22 protein-coding genes are annotated in these 24,294 nt (G+C 54.8%); 12 read left to right on the top strand and 10 right to left on the bottom strand.

The genetic code is table 11. The features are described 5' to 3' along the window. Window positions 1–132 precede the first annotated feature (132 nt). Window positions 133–1,203: a 23S rRNA (cytidine(2498)-2'-O)-methyltransferase RlmM gene (rlmM, locus tag HALA3H3_RS17955; protein ID WP_027958876.1), complete on the top strand. Its 1,071-nt coding sequence runs from the start codon at window positions 133–135 to the stop codon at window positions 1,201–1,203. Window positions 1,204–1,221: 18 nt separating this feature from the next. Here rlmM and HALA3H3_RS17960 read toward each other — a convergent pair whose 3' ends face one another. Beyond that, the gene (locus HALA3H3_RS17960) at window positions 1,222–1,509 is read right to left on the bottom strand and encodes an antibiotic biosynthesis monooxygenase family protein (protein WP_022522948.1); all 288 of its coding nucleotides are present in this window, start codon (window positions 1,507–1,509) and stop codon (window positions 1,222–1,224) included. Window positions 1,510–1,538: 29 nt separating this feature from the next. Between HALA3H3_RS17960 and tusA the strand changes: the two genes are divergently transcribed. Further along, window positions 1,539–1,793, top strand: coding sequence for a sulfurtransferase TusA (gene tusA, locus HALA3H3_RS17965; RefSeq protein WP_022522949.1), 255 nt, complete (start codon window positions 1,539–1,541; stop codon window positions 1,791–1,793). A gap of 128 nt (window positions 1,794–1,921) precedes the next feature. Here the strand turns inward: tusA and HALA3H3_RS17970 are convergent, their stop codons facing one another. From HALA3H3_RS17970 to HALA3H3_RS17980, 3 genes are all read right to left on the bottom strand, one after another. Next, the gene (locus HALA3H3_RS17970; RefSeq protein ID WP_009288633.1) at window positions 1,922–2,617 is read right to left on the bottom strand and encodes a hypothetical protein; all 696 of its coding nucleotides are present in this window, start codon (window positions 2,615–2,617) and stop codon (window positions 1,922–1,924) included. A gap of 109 nt (window positions 2,618–2,726) precedes the next feature. Next, complete coding sequence (locus HALA3H3_RS17975; protein ID WP_022522950.1) at window positions 2,727–3,716, bottom strand: DUF3080 family protein; 990 nt, start codon at window positions 3,714–3,716, stop codon at window positions 2,727–2,729. 2 nt (window positions 3,717–3,718) lie between these two features. Continuing rightward, window positions 3,719–5,134 (bottom strand): MATE family efflux transporter, encoded by a 1,416-nt coding sequence (locus HALA3H3_RS17980; RefSeq protein ID WP_022522951.1) that lies wholly within the window; start codon window positions 5,132–5,134, stop codon window positions 3,719–3,721. A gap of 137 nt (window positions 5,135–5,271) precedes the next feature. Here HALA3H3_RS17980 and HALA3H3_RS17985 point away from each other — a divergent pair, with 137 nt between their 5' ends. Beyond that, a complete protein-coding gene (locus tag HALA3H3_RS17985) occupies window positions 5,272–5,856 on the top strand; it encodes an elongation factor P hydroxylase (RefSeq protein ID WP_022522952.1) in 585 nt (194 codons plus the stop codon). Here HALA3H3_RS17985 and HALA3H3_RS17990 read toward each other — a convergent pair. Both HALA3H3_RS17990 and HALA3H3_RS17995 read right to left on the bottom strand, forming a co-directional pair. After that, window positions 5,853–6,332 carry a hypothetical protein gene (locus HALA3H3_RS17990; protein ID WP_022522953.1) on the bottom strand — a complete coding sequence of 160 codons (480 nt, stop codon included), beginning with the start codon at window positions 6,330–6,332 and terminating at the stop codon, window positions 5,853–5,855. The two genes, HALA3H3_RS17985 and HALA3H3_RS17990, sit on opposite strands and share 4 nt — an antisense overlap. Before the next feature lie 13 nt (window positions 6,333–6,345). Next, entirely contained in the window at window positions 6,346–7,197 is an 852-nt protein-coding gene (locus HALA3H3_RS17995) for a TatD family hydrolase (RefSeq protein WP_022522954.1), read from the bottom strand. 242 nt (window positions 7,198–7,439) lie between these two features. Here HALA3H3_RS17995 and HALA3H3_RS18000 point away from each other — a divergent pair, with 242 nt between their 5' ends. The 5 genes from HALA3H3_RS18000 to HALA3H3_RS18020 all read left to right on the top strand — a co-directional run bounded on the left by HALA3H3_RS18000 (window position 7,440) and on the right by HALA3H3_RS18020 (window position 14,498). Next, the gene (locus tag HALA3H3_RS18000; protein WP_022522955.1) at window positions 7,440–8,693 is read left to right on the top strand and encodes an ABC transporter substrate-binding protein; all 1,254 of its coding nucleotides are present in this window, start codon (window positions 7,440–7,442) and stop codon (window positions 8,691–8,693) included. Between the two features lie 192 nt (window positions 8,694–8,885). Continuing rightward, complete coding sequence (locus tag HALA3H3_RS18005; RefSeq protein ID WP_022522956.1) at window positions 8,886–10,439, top strand: fatty acyl-CoA synthetase; 1,554 nt, start codon at window positions 8,886–8,888, stop codon at window positions 10,437–10,439. Window positions 10,440–10,441: 2 nt separating this feature from the next. Beyond that, window positions 10,442–11,584 carry an acyl-CoA dehydrogenase family protein gene (locus tag HALA3H3_RS18010; protein WP_053857036.1) on the top strand — a complete coding sequence of 381 codons (1,143 nt, stop codon included), beginning with the start codon at window positions 10,442–10,444 and terminating at the stop codon, window positions 11,582–11,584. A gap of 32 nt (window positions 11,585–11,616) precedes the next feature. Next, window positions 11,617–12,804 (top strand): beta-ketothiolase BktB, encoded by a 1,188-nt coding sequence (gene bktB / locus HALA3H3_RS18015; protein WP_022522958.1) that lies wholly within the window; start codon window positions 11,617–11,619, stop codon window positions 12,802–12,804. Between the two features lie 41 nt (window positions 12,805–12,845). After that, entirely contained in the window at window positions 12,846–14,498 is a 1,653-nt protein-coding gene (locus HALA3H3_RS18020) for a fatty acid--CoA ligase (RefSeq protein WP_022522959.1), read from the top strand. Between the two features lie 13 nt (window positions 14,499–14,511). On the opposite strand, the gene HALA3H3_RS18025 is transcribed toward HALA3H3_RS18020, so the two are convergent. Beyond that, a complete protein-coding gene (locus HALA3H3_RS18025; protein ID WP_053857228.1) occupies window positions 14,512–15,507 on the bottom strand; it encodes an AraC family transcriptional regulator in 996 nt (331 codons plus the stop codon). Between the two features lie 182 nt (window positions 15,508–15,689). Here HALA3H3_RS18025 and HALA3H3_RS18030 point away from each other — a divergent pair, with 182 nt between their 5' ends. Beyond that, window positions 15,690–17,606, top strand: coding sequence for an ATP-binding cassette domain-containing protein (locus HALA3H3_RS18030; protein ID WP_022522961.1), 1,917 nt, complete (start codon window positions 15,690–15,692; stop codon window positions 17,604–17,606). 61 nt (window positions 17,607–17,667) lie between these two features. Here HALA3H3_RS18030 and HALA3H3_RS18035 read toward each other — a convergent pair whose 3' ends face one another. Further along, window positions 17,668–18,120, bottom strand: coding sequence for a universal stress protein (locus tag HALA3H3_RS18035; RefSeq protein ID WP_022522962.1), 453 nt, complete (start codon window positions 18,118–18,120; stop codon window positions 17,668–17,670). A 182-nt stretch (window positions 18,121–18,302) separates the two neighbouring features. Between HALA3H3_RS18035 and HALA3H3_RS18040 the strand changes: the two genes are divergently transcribed. Further along, a complete protein-coding gene (locus tag HALA3H3_RS18040) occupies window positions 18,303–18,869 on the top strand; it encodes a hypothetical protein (RefSeq protein WP_022522963.1) in 567 nt (188 codons plus the stop codon). Here HALA3H3_RS18040 and slyA read toward each other — a convergent pair. After that, entirely contained in the window at window positions 18,848–19,300 is a 453-nt protein-coding gene (slyA, locus tag HALA3H3_RS18045; RefSeq protein WP_022522964.1) for a transcriptional regulator SlyA, read from the bottom strand. The two genes, HALA3H3_RS18040 and slyA, sit on opposite strands and share 22 nt — an antisense overlap. A 76-nt stretch (window positions 19,301–19,376) precedes the next feature. After that, on the bottom strand, window positions 19,377–20,531 hold the full coding sequence (locus tag HALA3H3_RS18050) for a DUF5924 family protein (RefSeq protein WP_022522965.1): 1,155 nt from the start codon (window positions 20,529–20,531) through the stop codon (window positions 19,377–19,379). A 310-nt stretch (window positions 20,532–20,841) separates the two neighbouring features. On the opposite strand from HALA3H3_RS18050, the gene fadB reads away from it, so the two are divergent. Further along, the gene (gene fadB / locus HALA3H3_RS18055; protein WP_022522966.1) at window positions 20,842–23,028 is read left to right on the top strand and encodes a fatty acid oxidation complex subunit alpha FadB; all 2,187 of its coding nucleotides are present in this window, start codon (window positions 20,842–20,844) and stop codon (window positions 23,026–23,028) included. Window positions 23,029–23,051: 23 nt separating this feature from the next. After that, window positions 23,052–24,230: an acetyl-CoA C-acyltransferase FadA gene (gene fadA / locus HALA3H3_RS18060; RefSeq protein ID WP_022522967.1), complete on the top strand. Its 1,179-nt coding sequence runs from the start codon at window positions 23,052–23,054 to the stop codon at window positions 24,228–24,230. The last annotated feature ends 64 nt before the right edge of the window (window positions 24,231–24,294 follow it).

A 24,294-nucleotide genomic window follows, 5' to 3' on the forward strand; every position in this document is an offset into this window, starting at 1 on the left:
ACACCTCACACCTCACACCTCACACCTCACGCCTCACGCCTCACGCCTCACGCCTCAGCTAGATAAATGCTATGATGCGCCCCAATTAATTAGCCAGCCATCACCGTTTGTGATGGGCGGAATCGAGGTGAAGTGGTGAGTGAAACGGTACCTACGTCATGGTTAGTTTACTGCCGTCCTGGGTTTGAGAGTGATGCGTTGACAGAGCTACAGCATCACGCAGCATTACAGGGCATCGCCTGTGAGTCATCTCATGGTGAGGGGTGGGTAAGCTTAACGCGTGTTGATGGTGAAGCGGTAAATGATTTACACCGCCAGGCAGCGTTTAAAAAGCTGATTTTTGCGCGCCAGAGCTTAGCGGCTTTACCTGCGCTCACTCTTTCACGTGACGATCGTCTTACCGCTATCTTGGAACAGGTCAAAGCCAGCCGTTGGAGCTTTGAAGAGATTTGGCATGAAACGCCGGATACCAACGATGGCAAAGCACTGGCCGGGCTGATTAAGGCGCTTACCAAGCCGCTGGAAAGTATGTTGAAAAAACGTGGTGCGTTAAGGCGCAGCGCGGGCGCACGACGTTTACATATTTTCTGGACTGACGGTGATCAAGTGCAGCTGGCGATGAGCTTCCCAGGCAATCGTAGTGATTTGATTAATGGTATTCGGCGGCTGCGCTTCCCCTCCCGTGCGCCTAGCCGCTCAACGCTGAAGTTGGAAGAGGCGTGGCACGAGTTTATTCCTAGGGATGAGTGGGATGTGCGGCTAGCACCGCATATGCAAGCAGCTGACTTAGGGGCCGCCCCAGGAGGTTGGACGTGGCAGTTGATTCAGCGCGGCATGTACGTGTATGCCATCGATAATGGCCCGATGGAATCACAGTTGATGAAGACTGGGCAGATTGATCATCTCAAAGAGGATGGCTTTACCTGGGAGCCACCACAGCGCTTAGACTGGCTGGTCTGCGACATTGTTGATAAACCAGTGAGAGTGCTAGCCATGGTGGAGCGGTGGCTGATTCGTAAATGGTGCAAAGAGGCGATCTTCAACCTCAAGTTGCCCATGAAAAAGCGCTGGGATGAGGTGACACGTTGTCTAACGGCGCTGGAAGAGTCGCTGGAAAAAGCGGGTGTGCATGCCAACGTATCATGCCGTCACCTCTATCACGATAGGGAAGAGGTAACGGTGCATGTAAGGCTTAGGGATTAATGCTAGTGAAACCCATGTTTAATAGCTTGGCTCGTAAATCCGGATAGTTTCATCTTCGGTTAACAGCGGTAAAATACGCTGCATGGCCATTGCCCGCGCTTCGCTTGAGTGCCACTCCTTCCAAGCGCGGAGGTCACGCCATTTGGTAATCATCAGTCGGCGATCGGTATGGCCCAGTTCTACCAATGTTTCACCACTGATAAAGCCCCTTACGCCTAGAGAAACACGCATTGCCTCTCGCGCTGCTTGCTCAAATTCTTCTTCAAGACCGGGCATAATTCGCCGTTCGATGATAACTTTAATCATACTTTCTGTTTCCTACATTGAGGATATTGATGGCTGATAATACGGGTACGTTACCCAACGTTGATGCGGTATTGGACACCACAGGACTCTACTGCCCAGAGCCGATTATGCTGATGCATAACAAAGTGCGCGACATGACCCCAGGCCAAGTGCTCAAAGTGATTGCCACAGATCCAGCCACCACGCGAGATGTGCCCAAGTTTTGTCAGTTTTTAGGGCACGAGCTGCTAGAGCAGCACACCGTCTCTGAGAGCAACTACCTCTACTTTATTCGTTTAGCATAACCTTTTGAGATAGACCTTTGAGATAGTCCGTCGAAATAGCCCTTCGAAATAGCCCGAAAAGCCATGCGAGGCTCAAATCAAAATCGTTGATGTTGGCCTCGCTCACAAAGCGACATTAAGGCACTCGATTAATCACTGGCCACAACCATCATGGCTAGCGCATCAAGCGTCGCTGGATCTTCTTCCAGGATACGGTTGGCGATATGGCGCTGGAAAAAGTAAACGGTCTGATGGCGGGCGTGAGCGCTGTACAGGCATTCATCCCCTAACAAAATCGGTGTCATCGCCGCTTTGTTCTCGTCGGCAAGGAGCGCGTCAAGGCTACCGTCGCTGTAGAGACGCCAACCGTAAACGGGCTTCATATGCCAGGGTGAATCGGGGTGATTCATGCACAGCGCGTGGGTGCCCAGAGTGTCGGGGATTTGCTGAATAAGGGTGACTTCGCCAGAAGCCTCGTAATCAAAGTATTCAGCCGCCGCAACTAGCTCGTGGTATTTGTGATCCGGTGGCGTATCAAAAATTTCTTCCGTTTCAGGATCGCGATAACCTACGAAGTAGCCATTTTCCTGGCTGTTCAGATCATGGCAGGCTGCCAGGCTTTCCATCCACGGCACCAAACCGATGACGCTACCGTCCTCTCTTAACCCCCAGGCCAAAATAGGTAAGCCATAGTAGGCGTCGGGACTCGCAGCGAGCTGGTACACCATCTCTAAGCCATCTAGCTCAGGGGCTAAACGGACAAGGCACTTTTGCGCCTGCTGACGCTGGCGCACAGTTTCCAGGTCGATGACCTGGGCAGAGCGGGGTGACAAGGATGCGCCCATTGTGTCCCTCCTTATGCTGCGTGGTCATCAGATTGGCAAAGCTGATTCATTTGCCTCTCATATCCACAAATAGCACAACTTGCTCATAAGGTTAAGGGTTCTGCGCTTTTTAATTATCTGAACAAGTTGGAAAGCGAGCTCGCAGCGCTTGATGCTCAGAGAGCGCTTGCTGAAACTGGCCCCAGGGCGCTTGGGCATTATCCAGCGAAAGCCAGCGTTCCTGGTAGCGTTGAATCGCTATTGGCTTGCCTACCTGCTGTGCGTCAATTAAGCGATTGATCGCTGTTAGCCATTGCTGGGCAGCGTTCTCCAAGCGCTCAAGCGACGGCGATTCCCAACGGCTTAAGCAACGTGTGGTATCACTCTGCCGAGCTAACAATGCATTCGCTTCTGTTAAGCGTTGAGTGGCGAGTAGCAGGGCGCGCAACACCTCAGCGGTCAATGGCCGCTCTTGCAGGGTTTTCAAATGGTTTTCAAGGGTTGAAGAGTCCTGCTGCCAGTCGAGGTCAAACTGGTGATCCGTCATTTGCTGCAAGTAATCGATCGCTTCAAGCTGGCCAGCAATAGTAGTTTCATCGATGTTAGATAAAGGCTGGCTTGCTCGTGAGAAGCTTTTAACCCACTCGCTGGAATCAAAAATAGCGTTCCAGCTTACCGCGGGTAACTGTGTCGTTTTAGTCGTGGTTAATCGGTTTAGGCGCGTTCTATCTGCATTGCTTAACTGCTCGGGAACTTCGCTATTTAAGCAGGTGCTTAGCCGCTGCCATAGAGTGCGCTCATATAACCACTGTTGGCTAGGCGGTGCTACACGCCCCAGTTGATTGTTACGTGCAGCGACTAGCGACGTGATTTGGCATTCGCGTAGCGCGTATACATTCAACAGGCTGTCCCGGGTTTCGGGGATATCTATAATTCGATCGGGGCGCTCAGGGAAGTCGCCAATATTACCCGGGTCAGCTCTTTGAATGTTTGATAGTGCAAGGTCATTGGCGAGTTGCTGATGATAACGCTGCCACTGCTGCTCAGCGGGGTTGTCCCCACAGCCAGACAGGAGGGCGCTTAGGATGATAGCTAGAGAAAAGTTTCTCCATCGAGCCATGCTTACCCCCGAATGCTAATACGCTGTAAACGCCAGCCAAGTAGCAGTGCTGCGGTGCTCAAGCCCGCAATCAACCCAATCCAGTAGCCATGAACACCTAGCGGGGCGACCTCACCCACTCCATAGGAGCCCAGCCAGTGGCCGCCACCCAAGCCTACAATCCAGTAGGAGAGCACCGTAATCACCATCACAATGCGGGTATCTTTATAGCCGCGTAAAGCACCCGCTAAATTGACCTGCAACGAGTCTGAGAGCTGAAAAATAACGGCTAAAGCAATGATCGAGAGCGCTAGCGCCTGTATCTCACTATTGGAGGTGTAAAGTGCGATTACCGGCTCGGCGCTAACCCACAGTACGAGGCTGTTAATAGCGGCAATGATGACGCTGATGACAATTCCATTCCAAGCGACTTTACGGGCTAGTGCTAAGCGCTGCTGACCCAGCGTATTACCCACTCGTACGGTCAGTGCCATACTCAGCGACAGGGGCAGCATAAACAGAATGGAGGTGAAACTTAGCGCTATTTGGTGAGCTCCCACCGTGACTTCACCAAAGCTGGCAATGAAGAGCGCAATGAGTGTGAACAGAGTCACTTCAACAAAAATGGCTACGCCAATGGGAACGCCCACCACCACTAATTCACGTATACCTAGCCACTGGGGCGGTGTCAGTTTTTGCCAAATCGCAACGCTTTTATAAGTACTTCCCCTGCGCGTGTAGTAGGCCATCGCGAGTGCCATCGTCCACATGGAGAGCGCCGTCGCAATGCCACAGCCAAAAGCGCCCAAGGCAGGTAACTGTTGCAAACTAGTGGGAACCCAGGCGCCAAATAGATCAACTAAACCATCGCCGCCGTAGATCAAGAGGTAGTTGGCAGGAATGTTCACGCTTAAACCGACCAAGCTGATCCATAGCGCCGGGCGGGTATGATTCATACCATCTGAAAACGCTCTAAGCGCCTGAAATAGGGCGATCCCCGGCATGCCAAAGGCGACGGCTGACAGATAGGCGGCAGACTGGCTGGCGACCGCTGGGGGTACACTCATTAATTCAAATATCGGCATGATAGCCGACCAAAGCAGCACAGCCGCGATAGCGCCTAGTAGCAGCGCGACCCAAAGCGCCTGATGAACGGCTGGACGAATAGCCTCATTGCGCTTCCCACCCAGCAAATGCGCCACAATTGGGGTAAGCCCCATTAAAGTGCCCGTCATAAATAGCATGAGTGGCATCCACAGGCTCGAGCCCACCGATACAGCGGCAAGTGAGGTGGCGTCATGCCGACCGGTCATCATAACGTCGACGACACTCATCCCTGCCTGAGCCAACTGAGCACCGCAAATAGGCAGTGCCAAGTGCATTAACATTCGTGTTTCTGGCCAGTAAACCGATTTAATTTGCTGAGTAAAGCCGCCCACTTGTTGGCTCCTGAAGGGGAAAAGTTGCTGTGAAAGGCCGCTATATTAGCAGGAGCGACTCACTTTTGGGGTTAGCCGTTAGCTTGTATTAATCGTGTGGGTATAATGCCCCAAAACCAGTATCAAACGAGGTCAATGTGAGTGACAGGCAGGAGCGATGGACGCTCGAGGATATTACCGCGCTTTTTGACGGGATTTTTGCTGAGCGGTATCAAACCCGGTTGATTCGGGGCGGGGATGAGCCTCTCTATCGGCCCGCTAACAGTGAAACCCCTTATCATCAGGTTATCTTTGCGCGGGGTTACTATGCCAGTGCGCTGCACGAAATCAGCCATTGGTGTATTGCGGGAGCACAGCGGCGCCAACAAGAGGATTACGGCTACTGGTACTGCCCTGATGGGCGCGATGCTGAACAGCAAAAAGCGTTTGAGCAGGCTGAGATTGCGCCACAGGCGTTGGAGTCTATCTTCGCCCGTGCCTGTGGTCGCGTGTTTCATGTCAGCGTGGACAATCTAGGCGGCGATATAGAGGTAGATATAGAGGCATTTGCAGCGCGAGTGGAGGCCCGTGCCCAGCGCTACTTGAAGGAGGGCTTTCCAGCCCGCGCAAACGCCTTCCAGGTGGCGCTTAAACGCTTCTACTCTGACCAGGCGACGCTAGCGGAAGCCGTGGCACAGGCGCATGCCACGTTGGATAAAATGGATAAAGCGCTGCCGGCTTAATCCTCTTCGGTCAGGCGCTGATGCATCGATAGCATCACTTCCAGCTCATGCTCTGGGCGCATCGGCTCTAAACCCAGCTCGCTGAACGTTTCGCGCCGTTGGCGGTGCCATTCGCCTGGGGTAAGTGAAGGGTAGAGCACCGACGCTGGGGCTAGCTCAACAAAAGGATCAAGCCCGTAGGTGTCAAAAAGGCGCGCTAGTGCCGCTTCGTCGTCGCCATTGTCGCTGGTATACAGCGTGGCGGAGAAGTGGTCGTTCTCAAGCTCGCGAATTACCTCAAGCGGACTAACCCCTAAGCTCTCCAGCTCTTCCATGCTGTAAGCGCCCATGGCATTGGTATCCTCTTTGATCCAGCTATCGTCCGGCTGAATCAATGTTTGCTTCACCCGGCCATCGGGGAGCGACCAGGCAATGGCTAGCGGGAGCCCATCGTCTTCGCCTGTTTCAATGGCTATAAACCCTGGATAATCGGCCACGCTAATACTCCTTTTAAGATTCCGTGGGAAGACGGAAAAAACGCTGGGCGGTCTGTGTGGTTGCCGCACCTAGCTCTGTTTCGCTAATACCATGCCACTGGGCGATCTCGCGGACAATCCACGGTAGCAACGCCGGTTCGTGTCGGCGACCCTTTAATTTCGCCGGTAGGTTACGGGGTAACAGATAAGGGCAGTCGGTTTCTACCATCAAGCGCTCTAAGGGTATATCGCTTACCAATGGGCGCAGGTGATGACCGCGCCGCTCGTCGCAAATCCAACCCGTCAACCCTATATGTAAGTCTAGGTCGAGATAACCAAACAGCGTATCGCGGTCAGCGGTAAAACAGTGCACCACCGCGTGGCTAATGTCGTCTCGCCATGCATGCAGGATTTCGCGCATACGCTGGCCAGCATCTCGTTCATGTAAAAACAGCGGCAAACCGCTTTCTACTGCGAGAGCCAGCTGCGCTTCAAGGGCACGCTCCTGCTCCTTGGGCGTCGAAAAGTTGCGATTAAAATCCAAACCACACTCGCCTACGGCGACCACTTCCGGCATGGCATGCAGGGCCGCCATGGCATGTTCAAGGTTCTTATCCCAGCGACTGGCATCATGGGGGTGCACTCCCGCCGTGGCGTAGAGGCCAGGATACTGCTTGGCCAGGGCAACCGCTTGCTTGGCGTGGGCAAGGTCGGTGCCAGTAACGATCATGGTCGTTACCTGCGCCGCCTGGGCGCGCTGGATAACCGCCTCAAGATCACGCTCGAAGCTTTCATGGGTCAAGTTAGCGCCGATATCCACCAAAGGAGCGCTAGGCCGAAACTGTAGTGCTTCGGGTAAAAAGTCATCGGCATCAGCAGTGGCCAAAGGTCTCTCCCGTTCAATTATACAAAGGCACCATTCATTGTAACGGCATGCGCGAGCATCGACTAATGGTGTATTGAAGAAGGTGAGCGCAAGGAAATGGCACGAATTGCAAAAAATCTGGCTCGATAGGTAAACAGCTAGGGCTTATTACCGCCTAAGATGAACGCAAGCTATTAAGTGCTAAGTCACTACGATTGATTCAATAACACCCTTTAATAACAACAAAAGAGAGTCACATAATTATGCAACAATCTTATCGTTCATCTCATCGTGCATCTTACCGCTTTGCTACTTCCACTCTCGCCGCTGCCATTCTGGTGGCCTGCTATGTGCCAACTACCGTCGCTGCTGAGGGTATCTCTGATAACGAAATCCGTATTGGCTATTTAGCCGATATGTCCGGCGTTTATCGCGACCCCATTGGCCCGTTGGGCGAAGACGCTATCCATATGGCGATTGAAGATATGGGTGGCAGTGTCAATGGGGCCAATATTGTGGTGTTTAGCGCCGATGACCGTAATAGCCCGGATGTAGGCTCAAGCGTCGTGCGTGAGTGGATCGATGAGCGCAACGTCGATATGGTCACCGGGCTGGTGGCATCTTCTGTCACTCTGGCGGCGGTGAGCCTGCTGGAAGAGGCGGATAAACTTGGGCTGATCAATGGCGCTGTCTCTTCAAGCATTACCAACGAGCACTGTTCGCCCAATCATATTCACTGGGTTTATGACACCTGGGCGATGTCCAACGGTACGGCAAAGGCGATTACTGATGAGGGCCACAAAAATTGGTATCTGTTAAGCGCTGACTACTCTTTTGGTCACGCACTGGAGGCCGACGTCACGCGCGTAGTGACTGAAAATGGCGGCACTATCGTAGGCAGCGCTCGCCACCCTTTCCCCAGTAGTGACTTCTCCTCCTTTATGCTTCAGGCGCAAGCCTCTGGCGCTGATGTCATCGCGCTGAATAACGCTGGTGGCGATACGATCAACGCGGTGCAGACAGCAGGTGAGTTCGGCATTACCCAGGCAGGGCAGATTCTGGCGGGAATGGTGCTGTTTAGTACCGATATACGCAGCATTGGCTTGGAGAACGCTCAGGGGCTGCAGTTCACCAAAGCATGGTACTACGATTTAAACGATGAAACCCGCGCATGGGCGGAGCGCTTCCGTGAGCGTACCGGCAGCATGCCCACCATGGTACATGCGGGTCTCTACTCCAGTACTCGCCACTACCTTGAAGCGATTGAAGCCACCGGTACTGATGACACTCAAACCGTTCGTCAGCAAATGGCCGATACCCCCATCAACGACATCTTCGCCACCGGTGGCTACATCCGTGAGGATGGCCGCATGGTTCACGATATGTATTTAGTAGAAGTGAAAACACCTGAAGAGTCGCAAGATGAGGATGATCTCTTTCATGTTATTCGCACCATCCCTGCAGAAGAGGCCTTCCGTCCGCTTTCAGAGAGTGTCTGCCCGTTGGTAAACAGTTAAGAAACCTCTGATTAACTATTGCGCTCGGCCATACGGCGTTAAAAATCGTCTCGTGCGCGAGTCCGATCAAAATGCTCATTTACAACCCGTAAACTCCGCTTTTTCGTTGATTTTTGCCTTGTCTGGCCTTCGCTCATTACGTTAATCAGAGGCTCCTTAAGTCTCTGCTAATAACAACTCAGAGGATTTGGCATGCCGGAAACGTCGGTTATTCAGCAAAACAGTATCGGGGCTGCTTTAAACCGCAGCGCTCGAAAATACTCACAGCAGCTGGCGCTGGTATTTGGCGAGCGCCAATGGCGCTATCAAGCGCTCAACCAGGCAGCCAACCGCGTAGCCAATGGCTTGCTGGCAGCTGGGCTTTCGCCAGGTGACCGGCTGGCGGTATATGGCAAAAACTCCGATACCTATGTCATCGCCTGGCTAGCCGCTGCTAAAGCGGGTTTGGTACATGTGCCGATCAATTTTGCCTTAAGCAGCGATGAGCTGCGTTATATCCTTGACCAGTCTGGGACAACGGGTTTGCTCAGCGATATCAGCCTCGCCGACAAAGTGAGTGTCGCGACCGAAGGCTTGGATCTAGCTCTGATGGGAACCCTGCACGCGGATCAGGGGCAGGATGCAGCAAGCTTTGATGTACTCGCTCATGCTACGTCAGGATCCAATAGTGAAGAGCCCAATGTGACGGTCGACGGTGCCAGCCTTGCTCAGTTGCTCTATACCTCGGGCACCACCGCCGCGCCGAAGGCCGCGATGATGACCCATCAGGCACTGATGGCCGAATATATGGCCTGCATGGTTGAGCTGGATATCAAAGGCAGCGACGCCATGCTCGCCGCGCTGCCGCTCTACCACTCAGCACAAATGCACGTCTTTCTCATGCCAGCACTGTTGCTCGGTGCGCCCGTCTATTTGCTAGAGGCGCCGCTTCCCGAGCTGTGTTTAAGCGCCATAGCTGATCACCAGATCGCGTCATTTTTTGCCCCGCCCACGGTCTGGATCAGCCTGCTGCGCCACGCTGAATTTGATCGCTTTGACCTTGGCGCTCTCAATAAAGCCTATTACGGTGCCTCGATTATGCCGGTGCCGGTACTGGAGGAACTCCAGCAACGTATACCGGGAGTAGGGCTCTATAACTGTTATGGGCAGAGCGAAATTGCTCCCTTGGCGACCGTGCTGCGCCCTGAAGAGCACGCCGAGCGCCCAGCGTCCGCTGGGCGGCCGATTCTGACGGTGGAAACCCGTATCGTCGATCTCGATATGAATGACGTCCCACCCGGCGAGCATGGCGAAATCGTCCACCGCTCACCTCAGCTTATGAACGGGTACTGGGATAAACCGGCGATGACTGAAGAAGCCTTCCAGGGTGGTTGGTTCCACTCCGGGGACGTGGGCTACTTCGATGAAGCGGGCTATTTATACGTTGTTGACCGTATCAAGGATGTGATCAATACCGGCGGCGTGCTGGTGGCTAGTCGTGAAGTAGAGGAGGGGCTATTCAAGCACCCGGCGGTATCCGAAGTGGCGGTGATCGGCCAGCCGGATGAGAAGTGGATTGAAGCCATTACGGCAGTGGTGGTACTGAAAGAGGGTCAAGAGGCAAGCGAGGAGGAACTGATCCATCATGCAAAAACGTTGATGGCGCCTTATAAAGTACCTAAGCGCATCCTCTTTGCCGATGCGCTACCCAAGAGTACCGCAGGCAAAATTCTCAAGCGCCATCTACGTCAAGACCTCAAGGGGTGAGCATGGACGAGCAAACGACCGACCTGTTTCACGCCATGATCAAACGCTGCCTAAGCCAGGAGGTTGCCCCGTACTACGATGAGTGGGAGGCAGCGGGTGAAATACCCCGTTCACTATGGCATTCATTGGGCGCTGCGGGGCTGCTCGGCATTGACCTTGACGAACAGCACGGTGGTTCAGGAGCCGATATCGCCATCACCCAGCTGGCGCTGGAAGAGCTCTCCCGCCAGGGGTTTGGTGGCCTTGCCAGTGCCTATAATATCCACGCCAATATCGTTATGCCCTACCTGCAGAATCTGGGGACAGCGGCTCAATGTGAGCGTTGGCTACCTGCCATGGCCCGTGGCGATGCGCTTGGGGCCATTGCCATGACCGAACCCCATGCGGGTAGTGATCTTGCGTCAATGAGAACTAGGGCGAAGCGCACTAACGATGGCTGGGAGTTAAGCGGTAGCAAAATCTTTATCACCAATGGCCAGTTTGCCGACCTGGTGATCGTGTGTGCCAAAACCGACCCTTCCGCCGGGTCAAAGGGCGTGTCACTTTTTTTGGTCGACACCCGCTTACCCGGCTTTTCGCGGGGGAAACCGATTAAAAAGATCGGCCAGCACGCCAGCGATACCGCCGAGCTTGCCTTTGATCAAATGCAGTTGCCCCATGATGCGCTGTTGGGAGAGGAGGGCGCCGGGTTCCGCTACCTAATGCAGGAGCTGCCCCGTGAACGCCTGGGCGTTGGTGCACAGGCGCTGGGCGCCGTGGAGGGAGCGCTGGTGCTGACGTTGGAGTACGTACAGCAGCGCCAAGCGTTTGGACAGCGGGTGGCGGATTTTCAAAATACCCGCTTTACCTTGGCGGAGATAAAAGCCCAGCTGGACGTGGCCCGTGCCTACTTTGAGCACTGCGTCGAAAAGTACCGCCAGGGCACCATGAGCAGCACGGATGCAGCGATTTTAAAACTGCAGCTCAGCGAGCTGCAGTGTCAAGCGGTGGATCGCTGCCTGCAGCTATTTGGCGGTTACGGCTACACCCACGAATATCTCATTTCACGCTTTTATCTGGATGCCCGAGTACAAACGATCTATGCCGGCAGCTCAGAGATCATGAAAGAAGTTGTCGCCCGCTCGCTGCTGGGCAAAGTGGCGTAACAAGACGATGCGTTTGAACACAGGAGAGAGCCATGCGGTTGGATGATGTAGTGATTTTAGGCGGTGCACGAACCGCGATCGGAAGTTTTGGCGGTTCGCTCTCAACCAAGGCGCCGTTTGAGTTGGGGGCGATAACCGCCAAGGAGGCGTTGCGCCGTGCTGGCGTTGGGGGCGGAGATATCGATCACTCGGTATACGGCCACATTATTACCACCGGCCCCCAGGATGCCTATCTGGCGCGTCATATTGCACTGGAAGCAGGCGTGCCGAAAGAAGCGGGGGCCTTCAACGTCAACCGACTGTGTGGTTCAGGTGTACAGGCGGTGGTCTCAGCCGCCCAGCAGATTGCTATGGGCGACAGCCGCTTAGCGCTGGCAGGTGGCGCTGAGTCGATGTCGCGCGGGGCTTATCTGCTGCCTCCTCAAGCGCGCAACGGCGTGCGTATGGGGGATGTGAACGTTGAGGATTTAACCCTAGGCATTTTGAGCGACCCCTTTGGCAGCGGCCATATGGGCTGCACTGCCGAGAACATCGCTAAACAGTATGGCCTAAGCCGTGAGCAGTTGGATCAGTTTGCCCTTGAGAGCCATCAAAAAGCGGCGCGTGCCATCGCGGAAGGCCGCTTTGACGAGCAAATCGTAGCGGTGGAAGTCAGTCGTGGTAAGCAAACGGTTCATTTTTCCCGCGATGAACACGTGCGCGATGGTGTCCAACTTAGCGATTTGGCGCGGCTCAAGCCTGCCTTCCAAAAAGACGGCATGGTGACCGCAGGCAATGCCTCGGGTATCAACGATGGCGCCGCCACGTTGGTGCTGGCCCATGCCGATGAAGCCTCACAGCGGGGCTTAGCGCCCAGGGCGCATCTTCGTGTTGCCACAACAGCAGGCGTTGAGCCAACGCTGATGGGCCTTGGCCCGATTCCTGCTGTGAAACGCTGCCTGCAGCAGGCAGGGCTAAGCATTAATGATATTGATGTGATTGAGTCCAATGAAGCCTTTGCTGCCCAAGCCATGGCGGTGGCCGACACGCTAGGTTTTCCGTTAGAGAAACTAAACCCTAACGGCGGCGCGGTTGCCTTGGGGCATCCGGTGGGGGCCACAGGAGCTGTTCTGATTCTCAAAGCGCTACACGAATTGGAACGTATTAACGGTCGCTACGGCTTGATAACGCTGTGTATTGGTGGAGGGCAGGGCATCGCCCTGCTTATCGAGCGCGGCTGATCCGACTTGATTGCCACAAGAACAAGCTTATAGGAGTGTTTATGCCTTCAGTTACCCCGAAAATTTTACCCGCCGCGGCCTCTGCGACAAATCCTGCCTTGATGATTGGCGACCTGCTGGAGGCAGGCGTGCGAATGGCGGGCGACAATCAGATTGTCTACCGGGATCAGAGCCGCCATAGCTACGAGCGTTTTCGTGAGCGGGTGCATCAACTGGCCCATACGCTGACATCACAGGGCGTGCAAGCCGGTGATGTTGTGGCGGTGCTGGATTGGGATAGCCATCGCTACCTGGAGTGCTTCTTCGCCATTCCGATGATCGGCGCGGTACTCCACACGGTGAATGTGCGCCTGGCTCCGGAGCAAATCCTCTATACCATGGATCACGCCGAAGACGTTTTCGTCATCGTGCACGAAGAGTTTGTGCCACTGCTTGAGCCGCTGGCCGATAAGCTACCCCAAGTACGTGGCTACCTGCTGTGTCAGGAGACCCCGCAAACAGTCGATACCACTCTGCCGCTGGTGGGCGAGTTTGAATCGTTATTAAGCCAACAGCCTACTCACTACGATTTTCCCACCTTTGATGAAAACGCCGTCGCCACACTGTTCTACACCACCGGTACCACGGGTAATCCCAAAGGGGTTTTCTTTACCCACCGCCAGTTGGTGCTGCATACCTTGAACGAGTCTAGCGCTTTCCAGGCGCCCGGTTTTGAGCTGCTCAACCGCGACAAGGTCTACATGCCGATTACCCCCATGTTTCACGTTCACGCCTGGGGTGTGCCATATACTGCCACGCTGATGGGGGCTACCCAGGTCTACCCTGGCCGCTACGAGCCGGAAATGCTGGTCAAGCTGCTGGTCAGCGAGAAGGTCGACTTCTCCCACTGCGTCCCCACCCTGCTCAACATGGTGGTCAGCGCCGAGGCGATTACCTCAAAACAGGTCGACCTCGCCGGTTGGAAAGTATTGGTCGGCGGCAGTGCGTTAACCGAGTCGCTAGCAAGCAAAGCATGGGCGTTGGGGATTGATACCCGTAGTGCTTATGGCATGTCGGAAACCTGTCCGCTACTCACCGCCGATATTCTGCCGCAGGATATCGGCGACGCTGATTTTGAGACCCAGCTACCCTGGCGCTGTAAAGCGGGCCTGCCGATACCATTGGTTAAACTTCAAGTGGTCGATGCGGACGGCGAGCCGCTACCCAATGATGGTAAAAGCGTTGGTGAAGTGCGCGTTCAAGCACCCTGGCTGACCCAGGCCTACTATAAAGAGGAGAAACGCAGTGAGGAGCTATGGCGCAACGGCTGGCTGCATACCGGGGATGTGGGCTCGCTTGATGAGCGGGGCTTTCTGACCATTAGCGACCGCATAAAAGACGTGATTAAAACCGGCGGCGAGTGGCTCTCGTCGTTAGAACTGGAGAGCTATATCAGCCAGTGTCCAGGCATTGCCGAAGTGGCGGTGATCGGGGTGACGGACGATAAATGGGGAGAGCGGCCAGCGGCGTTAGCTGTCCCCGCCGATCTGAACAACCCGCCCACCACTGAAGCCGTGCAGGCGTTTTTAGAGCAGTTTGTCGCTCAGGGAAAACTCAATCGCTGGGGGATTCCCAGCATGATTCGTTTCGTCGATGAGATACCCAAAACCAGCGTGGGCAAGCTGGATAAGAAACGTATCCGCACCGAAATATAGCCTATCGGGCTGGCTAGCGAACGTTGCCCGCCGTGCGCGCTTTGCGATACGCGGCGGGCGAATTTCCTGTCCAGGTTTTAAAGGCACGACTAAAGCAGGCAAGATCCTCAAAGCTCAACGCCTCCGCGATGCTAACCAGGGGCTTCTCACTACAGGTGAGTGCCTGAATAGCGACATCGCGGCGGTACTCATCCTTGACCGCTTGAAAGTGGGTGCCCTCCCTTTTGAGATGCCGCGCCAGCGTGCGAGCAGACATATGCAGCGCATCGGCTACGCTATGCACGGTGCCAGACGTAGTCAGATGACGTGAGAGGTGTTCGCGCACCCGGTGGGTGAGCAGGCGATCTGCAAACGACACATAGAACCAGTCTGCGGGGGCGCGCTTTAAAAAAGCGCCCAGGTGTCTCTTGGTCTGGCGGATAGGATGATCAAGAAAACCGCGATCTATATAGATCGCGGTTTGCGGCTGCCCAAAGCGTACTGTACCAGGATAAAAGTAGAGATAATCAGCGCTGTGCGGCGGCTGGGGGTAAGCGCACTCCATTAAAATGGGTGGTATTTTACGCGCTATCATCCACGACGCGATGCCGTGAAACAGCTTGAGCATCAGCTCATGAATCAGAGTGCGGCTGCCCGTCAAGGGGGCATGTTCCACCAGGGCCATACGGGCAAGATCCCCTTCGAGCGTAAATGCATAGCCAAAGTCGTCGAGAAGAATACGGAAAAACTGCGTATAGCGGTGCAGTGCTACCTGCAAATTGGGCGCATCCAGCATGCTTAAACACAGCAGCTTCAGGGTGCCACCCCGCAGCGGGCGGGAAAAAAAGCCGGGCGTTTCGTCGTCCAGTTCGTTCACCAACCCACGATACAGTTCGGCAAACTGGTCAACCGTGACGCGGCCATGGGGGGCCGAAAGTAAAAAGGGCGAAATGCCCGCCCGTTCCAGGTAGCGTGTGGGCGATGTTGAGCTGTTGGGTAAGCCTTTAAACAGCTCATTTACAAAATGCATCGAGACGGTCACCGTCACTGTCAGCCCGCCTTTAAAAGTCGTTTTTTGGTTGAGATATTGTAGTTGCTAGCAAAACGGTATCACGCTGGTGGTTTCCGCTCTACGATTCCCCTCTATATGGTTCCCCCTCCTGGGCCGCTCATGCGTTACACTGTGCGCCTCACGATTTAGGAGGACACCGCGTGACCCTGTTACGACTCGAACAGCTGCAACTCGCCTACGGCACCCATGTACTACTCAATCGCGCCGACCTGACGGTTGAAAAAGGCGAGCGGCTGGCGCTGGTCGGGCGCAACGGCACCGGCAAATCCACTCTGCTGAAGCTGGTAGCGGGGGATATCCTGCCCGATGATGGCTCAATTTGGCGGGCACCTGGCCTCAAGATCGGTGTGCTGGCTCAGGAGTTACCCGAGTCATCTGGCTTGACCATTTTCGACATGGTCGCCCAAGGCCTGCCAGAAGCCGGTGAGCTACTCTCCGAGTACGATCATCTGATCAATGATCCCGACCCCGATATGGATCGCATGGCGACCCTGCAAACGCGCCTGGAAGCCATTGATGGCTGGTCGTTCCACCAGCGTATCGACACCGTGCTGACCCGCTTAGGCCTGCCCCCCGCGGCTGAGATGAGCTCGCTCTCCGGTGGCTGGCGCCGCCGGGTGGCGCTGGCGCGTGCCTTGGTCGCCGAGCCTGATCTACTGTTGCTTGATGAGCCTACCAACCACTTGGACTTAGACACCATTGCCTGGTTGGAAGAGCAACTGCTGGCGTTTAACGGCGCGGTACTGCTGATTACTCACGATAGGGCGTTTCTTTCCAAGCTGGCCACCAATATTCTGGAGCTAGACCGTGGCCAGCTAGGGCGCTACCCCGGCAAGTACGAAGAGTATCAGGCTCGTAAGCAGCACGAGCTTGAAGTAGAGGCGCGGGAGAACGCCGAATTTGATAAAAAACTTGCCCAGGAAGAAGCCTGGATTCGTCAGGGCGTTAAAGCACGGCGTACCCGCAACGAAGGCCGGGTTCGAGCGCTCGAGGCAATGCGTAACGAGCGTAGCCAGCGCCGCGAGCGTCAAGGCAATGCCAACCTGACGGTGGATCGCGGTGAGCGTACCGGCAAGCGCGTTGTGGAGCTGCAAGGTGTCACCCAACGGTTTGGCGATGAGGTGGTACTGCGCGATATCAATCTTGAGGTACTGCGCGGTGACCGTATTGGCTTCCTGGGGCGCAACGGTGCGGGCAAGACAACCCTGCTGAAAATCCTGCTGGGCGAGTTGGAACCCACTGAAGGCAAGGTGCAGATGGGCACCAATCTGAAAGTGGCTTATTTCGACCAACTGCGCGCCGGGCTTGAACTGGAAAAAACCGTTTACGACAACGTTGCCCAAGGCAGTGATCGTGTCAGTGTGGGCGGTAAAGATCGCCATGTGATGAGCTATCTACAGGACTTTCTTTTCACCCCCGAGCGGGTGCGCCAGCCGGTGAAAGCGCTCTCCGGTGGCGAGTCCAACCGCCTGCTGCTGGCCAAGTTGTTCACTCAGCCAGCTAACGTGTTAGTGCTCGATGAGCCGACCAACGACCTCGACATGGAAACCCTGGAGCTGCTCGAAGAGCTGCTGCTCGATTTCGATGGCACGCTGCTACTGGTCTCCCACGACCGAACCTTTATGGACAACGTGGTGACCAGCATGCTCGCCTTTGAAGGCGATGGCGTTGTACGTGAATACGTGGGGGGCTATACCGACTGGATTCGCCAGGGGGGCAAGCTGCCGCCAGCACCTTGGGAAGGGGCGGCGCGTCAGCGTACCGAACCCACCTCAGAAGCGCCCAAGAAAGTGGCTGAAGCACCTGCCGCAACGGTCAAGAAAAGCGTCAAGCTCTCGTATAATTTGCAACGCGAGTTAGATGCACTGCCCGCCGAAATCGAACGTCTTGAAGAGCAAGTAGAGGCGTTAGAGAGTGAAATCGGTGACCCCGCGTTTTATCAGCAGGATGCCGACGCCGTTACGGCTAAACTGCAAACACTTGAAAAAGTGCAGAAGGCGCTAGAAGTTGCCATGGAGCGCTGGATGGAGCTAGAAGCGATGGCTGCCGGTGAGTAGCTTGAAAACGTTAAAAGGCGCCGTATGGGCGCCTTTTTTATAAACGTTATCGTGCCTTAGGTTACTCGTCGCTTTCTTCGCCTTTTTTACCGACGCGAACGGCTAGCACATCGCATTGGGCACCGTGCAATACGCCGGTAGAGGTTGAGCCGAGCAGTAGAGCAAAACCGTGGCGGCCATGGGAGCCCACTACGATTAGATCCACATCGTGCTCTTCAGCAAAACGGTGAATTTCAGTGTCGGGCATACCCACCACTACGTGCTGGTCAGCCTCGGCAATATGTGGGGCGGCGATTTCGGCTAGGCGTTTTTTGGCGTGTTCATCTAGCTGGTCTTGGATGCTGGTCAAGTCCATGGGGATATCGCCACCGTAGGCAAACCCAAGCGGTTCCAGGGTATGCATAATGGAGATTTTGGCTTGGTCGTTGCGTTCAGCGATCGCAACGGCACGTTCCAGAATCTTGTGGGAGTCTTTGGTTAAGTCAACGGCAACTAAAATGTGGTGATAGCTCATGGCGTATCTCCTTGGCAGTAGGTAACAAAGAGGCTCTTTGTTCAATAACCGTTACTTTAGATGGCGTGTCCTGTTTTAACAATAGCAAGCGTTTTAACAATGACTTGGGTCAAAACAGCGACCTGAGTCATGGTTTTTAGATTAGTTTATACAGTGTGGCTTATGTGGGAGGAAATGTAGAGATGGAATGGTTGATTATCGTGTTTATTATGCTGTTTGTAATTGCGCCGGTGATGTGGCTAAAGCCTAGCCCGCGTCAAAAACGCCAGCAGGCGCTGCGCACTCAAATCGCCAAACAGGGCGTCAGCATTAAACTGGAAAAGCCGCCACTACACCATTTTAGAGGTACCATGCCAGCTTATCGCTGGCACTATCCCCAGGAAGGGCCGGGGCCTGATTTTCTATTGGTAAGAGACAGCAATGCCAGTGAAGCCTTAACGCCATTTCATGCTGGCTGGCGCTGGCGGATAGCCCCTTTGCGGCCTTTACCTGATGCCGCCACAGCAGCGTTAAAAACACTGCTTGAACGCTTACCGCAAGACGCCTTGGTGGTGCAGTCAACCCCTTATGCATTGACGCTTTGGTGGTGGGAGTCGCAAACCGCGGAGCGATTCGCGACCTACCTACCTGAATTTCAGCAACTGCGGGAGGCGCTGCGTGGTCGTGCCGACCAGCCTTTCAGCCAGCCGTTAAAGGGCACTGAGAAGTCGTCTTCCAAAGTAAGCGATCAAGATACTGGGCTATCCTGATCCCGTGCTTGTATCGCTAAGCCGTTGGATTCAATCACCGCCAACCATTCGTTGAGTTGTTCGAGGTTCTCTTCGCTTAAGCCAGCGAACATCTCTTTGCGCGCTTGTTGCGCAACGCTGTCGATCTGTTCCAGCAGCGGCATAGCGGCAGGGGTAAGATAAATCCGCTTGCTGCGACGGTCGTTGTCGCAGGCTCGACGCTCAACTAAGCCTTGCTCTTCGAGCTGGCCCAAGGTGCGCACAAGAGAGGGCGCCTCAACGCCAATCGCACGGGCGAGATCGCACTGTGGATGGCCTTCGCCAAGACGCCACAGGTGGTACAGCGTCACCCAGCGTGTTTGGGTTAATCCCAAGGGCGCCAAGCGGCGATCCAAGATGGAGCGCCATAGGTGGGGCAAGCGTGCGATGCGAAATCCAATCGTTGAAGCCATAGGTAACTAGCTGCCAATAAATGTGAGTAGTCGAATTGTCATAAGCTACGCCGCTGAATGCAAGGCGCTTAAGCCTTCAATCTTCCGGTCGCGCCTCTTCATCGTTAGGTCGACCCGGCACAAACCGCCGTAAGTTTAATCCACTTAGACCACTAGCGCGTATCTCTCCATCTGCCAGCGTGGCTTCCTGAGCATCGTCTGAGACCTCAAAACGTATTAATCCCAAGCGCTGGCCAGTACCTGTCATGATATCAATGCGCCAATCGCCGCTAGGGTCTTCGGGAAAGTTTTGTTTGTGGCTCCATGCGCGGTAACCCTGCTCGCGTCCGCCATCGATATTAAGCTCCACGACATCCATTGGCACACCATTGTGATGCCAGGCATGGGTAATAGTTTCACTTAATCCACGCGGTGCCCGAATAGCGGTGTAAACATAAAGGCCATTTTCGCTGATGGCTTGCGGCGTTAACGCCATTGAGCCTTGGGGCAGGCGCTGCTCAACATTAAAGCCAGGAGAGAGCGCGCTACTGGTCATCCAGAGGCTGGCAGGCGGTACCCATATACGTCCAAGCCAAGCCCCGTAGGCGAGTAGCAGCGTCAACACAAAAAAAGCGCACCAGCGTTTGAGCGAGCGTTGCTTAAGCAAGTGCCAAAAACTCGGCAAGGCCACCAGAATGGTAATCCCCAGGGCCAGTAGCAGACTCTGGCCGGTGGTAAGGTGCACCATGATGGGGAGTGTGACCAGTAGTACCAGGAAGACGCACTGGGCATGAAAGACGAAATAGAGGCTGCGCCAGCGCTCCGCGACTTTGAAGTAGAGAGGATCGATAATCGACAGTATTGCCATGCCGCCCACCAGTAGCGCAAACAGCGTTTGTCCGCTATTCCACACGGTAGTGACTAAGATAAACGGCAGGGTGAAGAAAAGTGTCTCCTGGTGAATCATCTGGGCAATAAAGGTGGTTACGCCCCGGGTTGGTGTGGGGTGGCCCCGGCGCGACAGCCAGCGGCTGATCAAACCTTCCGAAAGCAGTAGCGTCCAGGCAAACAGTAATCCCAGTGCCAGCGCTGCGCCTAACCATTGTTGGCGATCAACTAAAAAGAAGCTGCTTAGCCCGGCAGCAAAGGCCATCGGAGGCCAAAGCCAGCTCCAGGGTTTGAGGCGTTCGACAATGCGTTCAATTCGCCGCTGAATGGCTTCAATACGCGTAGGCGTGAGCAGTGCGCCCATAACAAGATAACCTGCAAAGTAAAAGGAAGCGCGATTCTAACAGGCTGTCAGGCTTAACGCTGATCTAGTGTAAATCCGTGCTTCTGGCGTGATCCGTTACATTCATTAAGACGACGCTGTAGGAACGGATGCCGGAGAGCGCTGGTCTCAGTGAATAAGCAAATTAGCCAAAAGTCTGGGCTTGACGTTATCAGGCAACTCAACCAAGCTAAGGCAATCAAACGACCGTATGAAAGTCGTGTGGAAGCCGTATGAGAAATGTGGCGGGTTCTCTTTTCAGAGCCAGCCCGAAAATGTGGAGAGAGCGCGGATGATCTATCAAGGCAACGCCATCACGGTGACACGTCGTGACACCCCGAATGGTAATGATATCGCAATGCTCACTTTCGATCTGAAAGATGAGTCCGTCAACAAGCTTTCCAGCGCGGTGGTCGCAGAGCTGGGCGAAGCAGTAAAAGCCATACAAGCTGAAAATAGCTTAAAAGGCTTACTTATTGCGAGCGGGAAAGACGTGTTTATCGTGGGCGCCGATATCACCGAGTTTCACAGTCTATTTGATAAAGGTGAAGCCTACCTTGAGGAGATGAACCTTAAGGTTCACGGTATTTTTAACGCTATTGAAGATCTGCCGTTCCCTACGGTAACGGCGATCAATGGTCTGGCGCTGGGTGGTGGCTGCGAAGTATTGCTGACCACCGATTTTCGCGTGATGGGCGACAAAGCCAAGATCGGCTTGCCCGAAACCAAGCTCGGCATCCTGCCTGGTTGGGGTGGCTGCGTGCGTCTACCGCGCATTATCGGCGCCGATAATGCCATTGAGTGGATTGCCGGTGGCACCGAAAACCGTGCCGATGCCGCGCTAAAAGTGGGTGCCGTAGATGCGGTGGTGACGGCTGAACAGTTGGAAGAGGCCGCACTGGATATTCTTGACCGTGCGAATGCCGGTGAGCTGGATTACCAGGCCCGCCGTGCTGAAAAGACCAGCCCACTGAAGCTCAACCCGATTGAGCAGATGATGGCGTTTGAAACGGCGAAGGGCTATGTCGCTGGTAAGGCGGGGCCCCATTATCCGGCGCCGGTTGAGGCGATCAAAGTGATCCAAAAAGGCGCAGGTGAAGAGCGTGGCCGTGCCCAGGCCATTGAAGCCAAAGCTTTCGCCAAACTGGCGCTAAGCAGCGTAGCGTTTAACTTGGTGGGTCTGTTCTTGAACGACCAAGTGGTCAAGAAAAAAGCCAGCAAGTATGAGAAACAGGCGCAGCCGGTTAAGCAAACGGCCGTGCTGGGTGCGGGTATCATGGGCGGTGGTATCGCTTATCAGAGTGCCTCTAAAGGCACGCCCATTCTGATGAAAGATATCAAGGATGACGCCATTGAGCTGGGCCTGAAAGAAGCCCGTAAGCTATTTGCCAAGCAGGTAGAGCGCAAAAAGCTGACCACCGAGCAGATGGCGGAAAAGCTGACCAATATTCGCCCGACGCTCTCCTACGGAGATTTTGGCAATGTCGATCTCGTTGTCGAAGCGGTGGTTGAAAACCCCAAAGTCAAAGACGCCGTACTGACCGAAGTGGAAGGGATGGTGAGCGAAAATACCATTCTCACCTCGAACACTTCGACGATTTCCATCAACCGCTTGGCGCAAAACCTCAAGCGGCCGGAAAATTTCTGCGGTATGCACTTCTTCAACCCCGTACACCGCATGCCTCTGGTAGAAGTCATCCGTGGTGAGAAGACCTCGGATGCCGCCGTTGCTGCCACCGTGGCCTATGCTCGGGCAATGGGCAAAACGCCGATTGTGGTTAACGACTGCCCCGGCTTCTTGGTCAACCGGGTACTCTTCCCTTACTTTGGCGGCTTTAGCTTCCTGGTTGAACAGGGTGCTGACTTCCAGCACGTCGATAAAGTCATGGAGAAGTTCGGCTGGCCCATGGGCCCGGCCTACCTGCTGGATGTGGTCGGTCTGGATACTGCCGTTCACGCCAATGAAGTCATGGCGGAAGGCTTCCCAGATCGGATGGCCCGCGACGGTAAAACCGCTATTCAGGTCATGTATGACAACGACCGTTTAGGCCAGAAGAACGACAAGGGCTTTTACGCCTACGAAGAAGACAAGAAGGGTAAGCCGAAGAAAGTCACTGACGAAGCGGCTTACGCTTTAGTTAAAGAGGTGGTGAAAGAGCATAAAGAGTTTTCCGATGAGGATATTATCGCTCGTATGATGGTACCGCTCTGCTTGGAAACCGTGCGCTGCCTGGAAGATGGCATTGTGGCCACGCCAGCCGAAGCAGATATGGCGTTGATTTATGGCATCGGCTTCCCGCCTTTCCGTGGTGGTGCGCTGCGCTACATCGACGCCATGGGCGTTGCAGAGTTCGTCAAGCTTGCGGAAGGGCTAGCTGAGGAGTTGGGCCCGCTTTACGCGCCCACCGACAAGCTGCGTCAGATGGCTCAGAACAACGAGCAATTCTATTCCAGTGACAACTCTGCCACCCAGGCCTAACCACCACGCACAGGAGATATAAGATGAGTTTGAATCCGAGAGACATTGTGGTGGTAGACGGTGTTCGTACCGCCATGGCGAAAGCCAAAAATGGTGCTTTTCGTAACGTACGCGCAGAGAATCTCTCTGCTGCGGCTATGCAGGCGCTGTTTACCCGCAATCCTAATCTAGATCCTTCTGAAGTGGATGATGTGATCTGGGGCTGTGTGAACCAGACGCTTGAGCAGTCGATGAACATTGCTCGTAATGCGGCGATTATGACCGGCATTCCGCGCTCGGTGCCCGCGCAAACCGTTAACCGTTTGTGTGGCTCTTCAATGACGGCGCTGCATATCGCCGCCGCCAATATCAAAGCGGGTGTGGGCGACTTCTTTATCATCGGCGGCGTTGAGCACATGGAGCACGTACCCATGGCCCACGGCGTTGACGTTAACCCGGCGGCCAGCAAATACGCAGCCAAAGCAGCGATGATGATGGGCCTAACCGCTGAACTGCTGGGTAAAATGCACGGCGTTTCCCGGGAAGAGCAGGATAAGTTCGGCGTCCGCTCTCACCAGCGCGCCCAGGCGGCCATGGAGAAGGGCTACTTCGATAACGAAATTATCGGCGTCGAAGGCCACGATCAACGCGGCTTTAGAGTCATGGTTCAGCGTGATGAAGTGATTCGCGGTGACGCTAGCCTGGAGTCTATGGCGAATCTGAAGCCGGTGTTTGACCCGCGCAACGGTACGGTCACGGCGGGTACCTCCTCGGCGCTTTCCGTGGGTGCCTCGGCAATGGCAGTGATGAGCTACGAGCGTGCTCAAGCGCTTGGCTTAGAGCCTATTGCGAAGGTGCTCTCTACAGGCGTCGCGGGTTGTGATGCGTCGATCATGGGCTATGGTCCAGTACCAGCGTCTAAGAAAGCGCTGAAAATCGCCGGTCTTTCCGCGGCGGATATCCAAACCGTTGAACTCAACGAAGCCTTCGCGGCGCAGGGTATTCCGGTGCTGAAAGATCTCGGTTTCCTGGATGCGATGGACGACAAGGTTAACCTCAATGGCGGTGCAATCGCTCTGGGGCACCCGCTAGGCTGCTCGGGTTCACGTATCTGCACAACGCTGTTGAACGTTATGCAGCAGCGCGATACCACCCTGGGTTTAGCCACCATGTGTATTGGTATGGGGCAAGGTGTAGCGACGGTGTTTGAACGCTTGAAATAATCACCTAGCTTTTTATTGCTTTAAATCGGCAATCGGCATTGCAAAACGGCACCGCGATGTGCCG

The sequence above is a fragment of the Halomonas sp. A3H3 genome (assembly GCF_000982975.1).
Lineage (GTDB): Bacteria > Pseudomonadota > Gammaproteobacteria > Pseudomonadales > Halomonadaceae > Vreelandella > Vreelandella titanicae.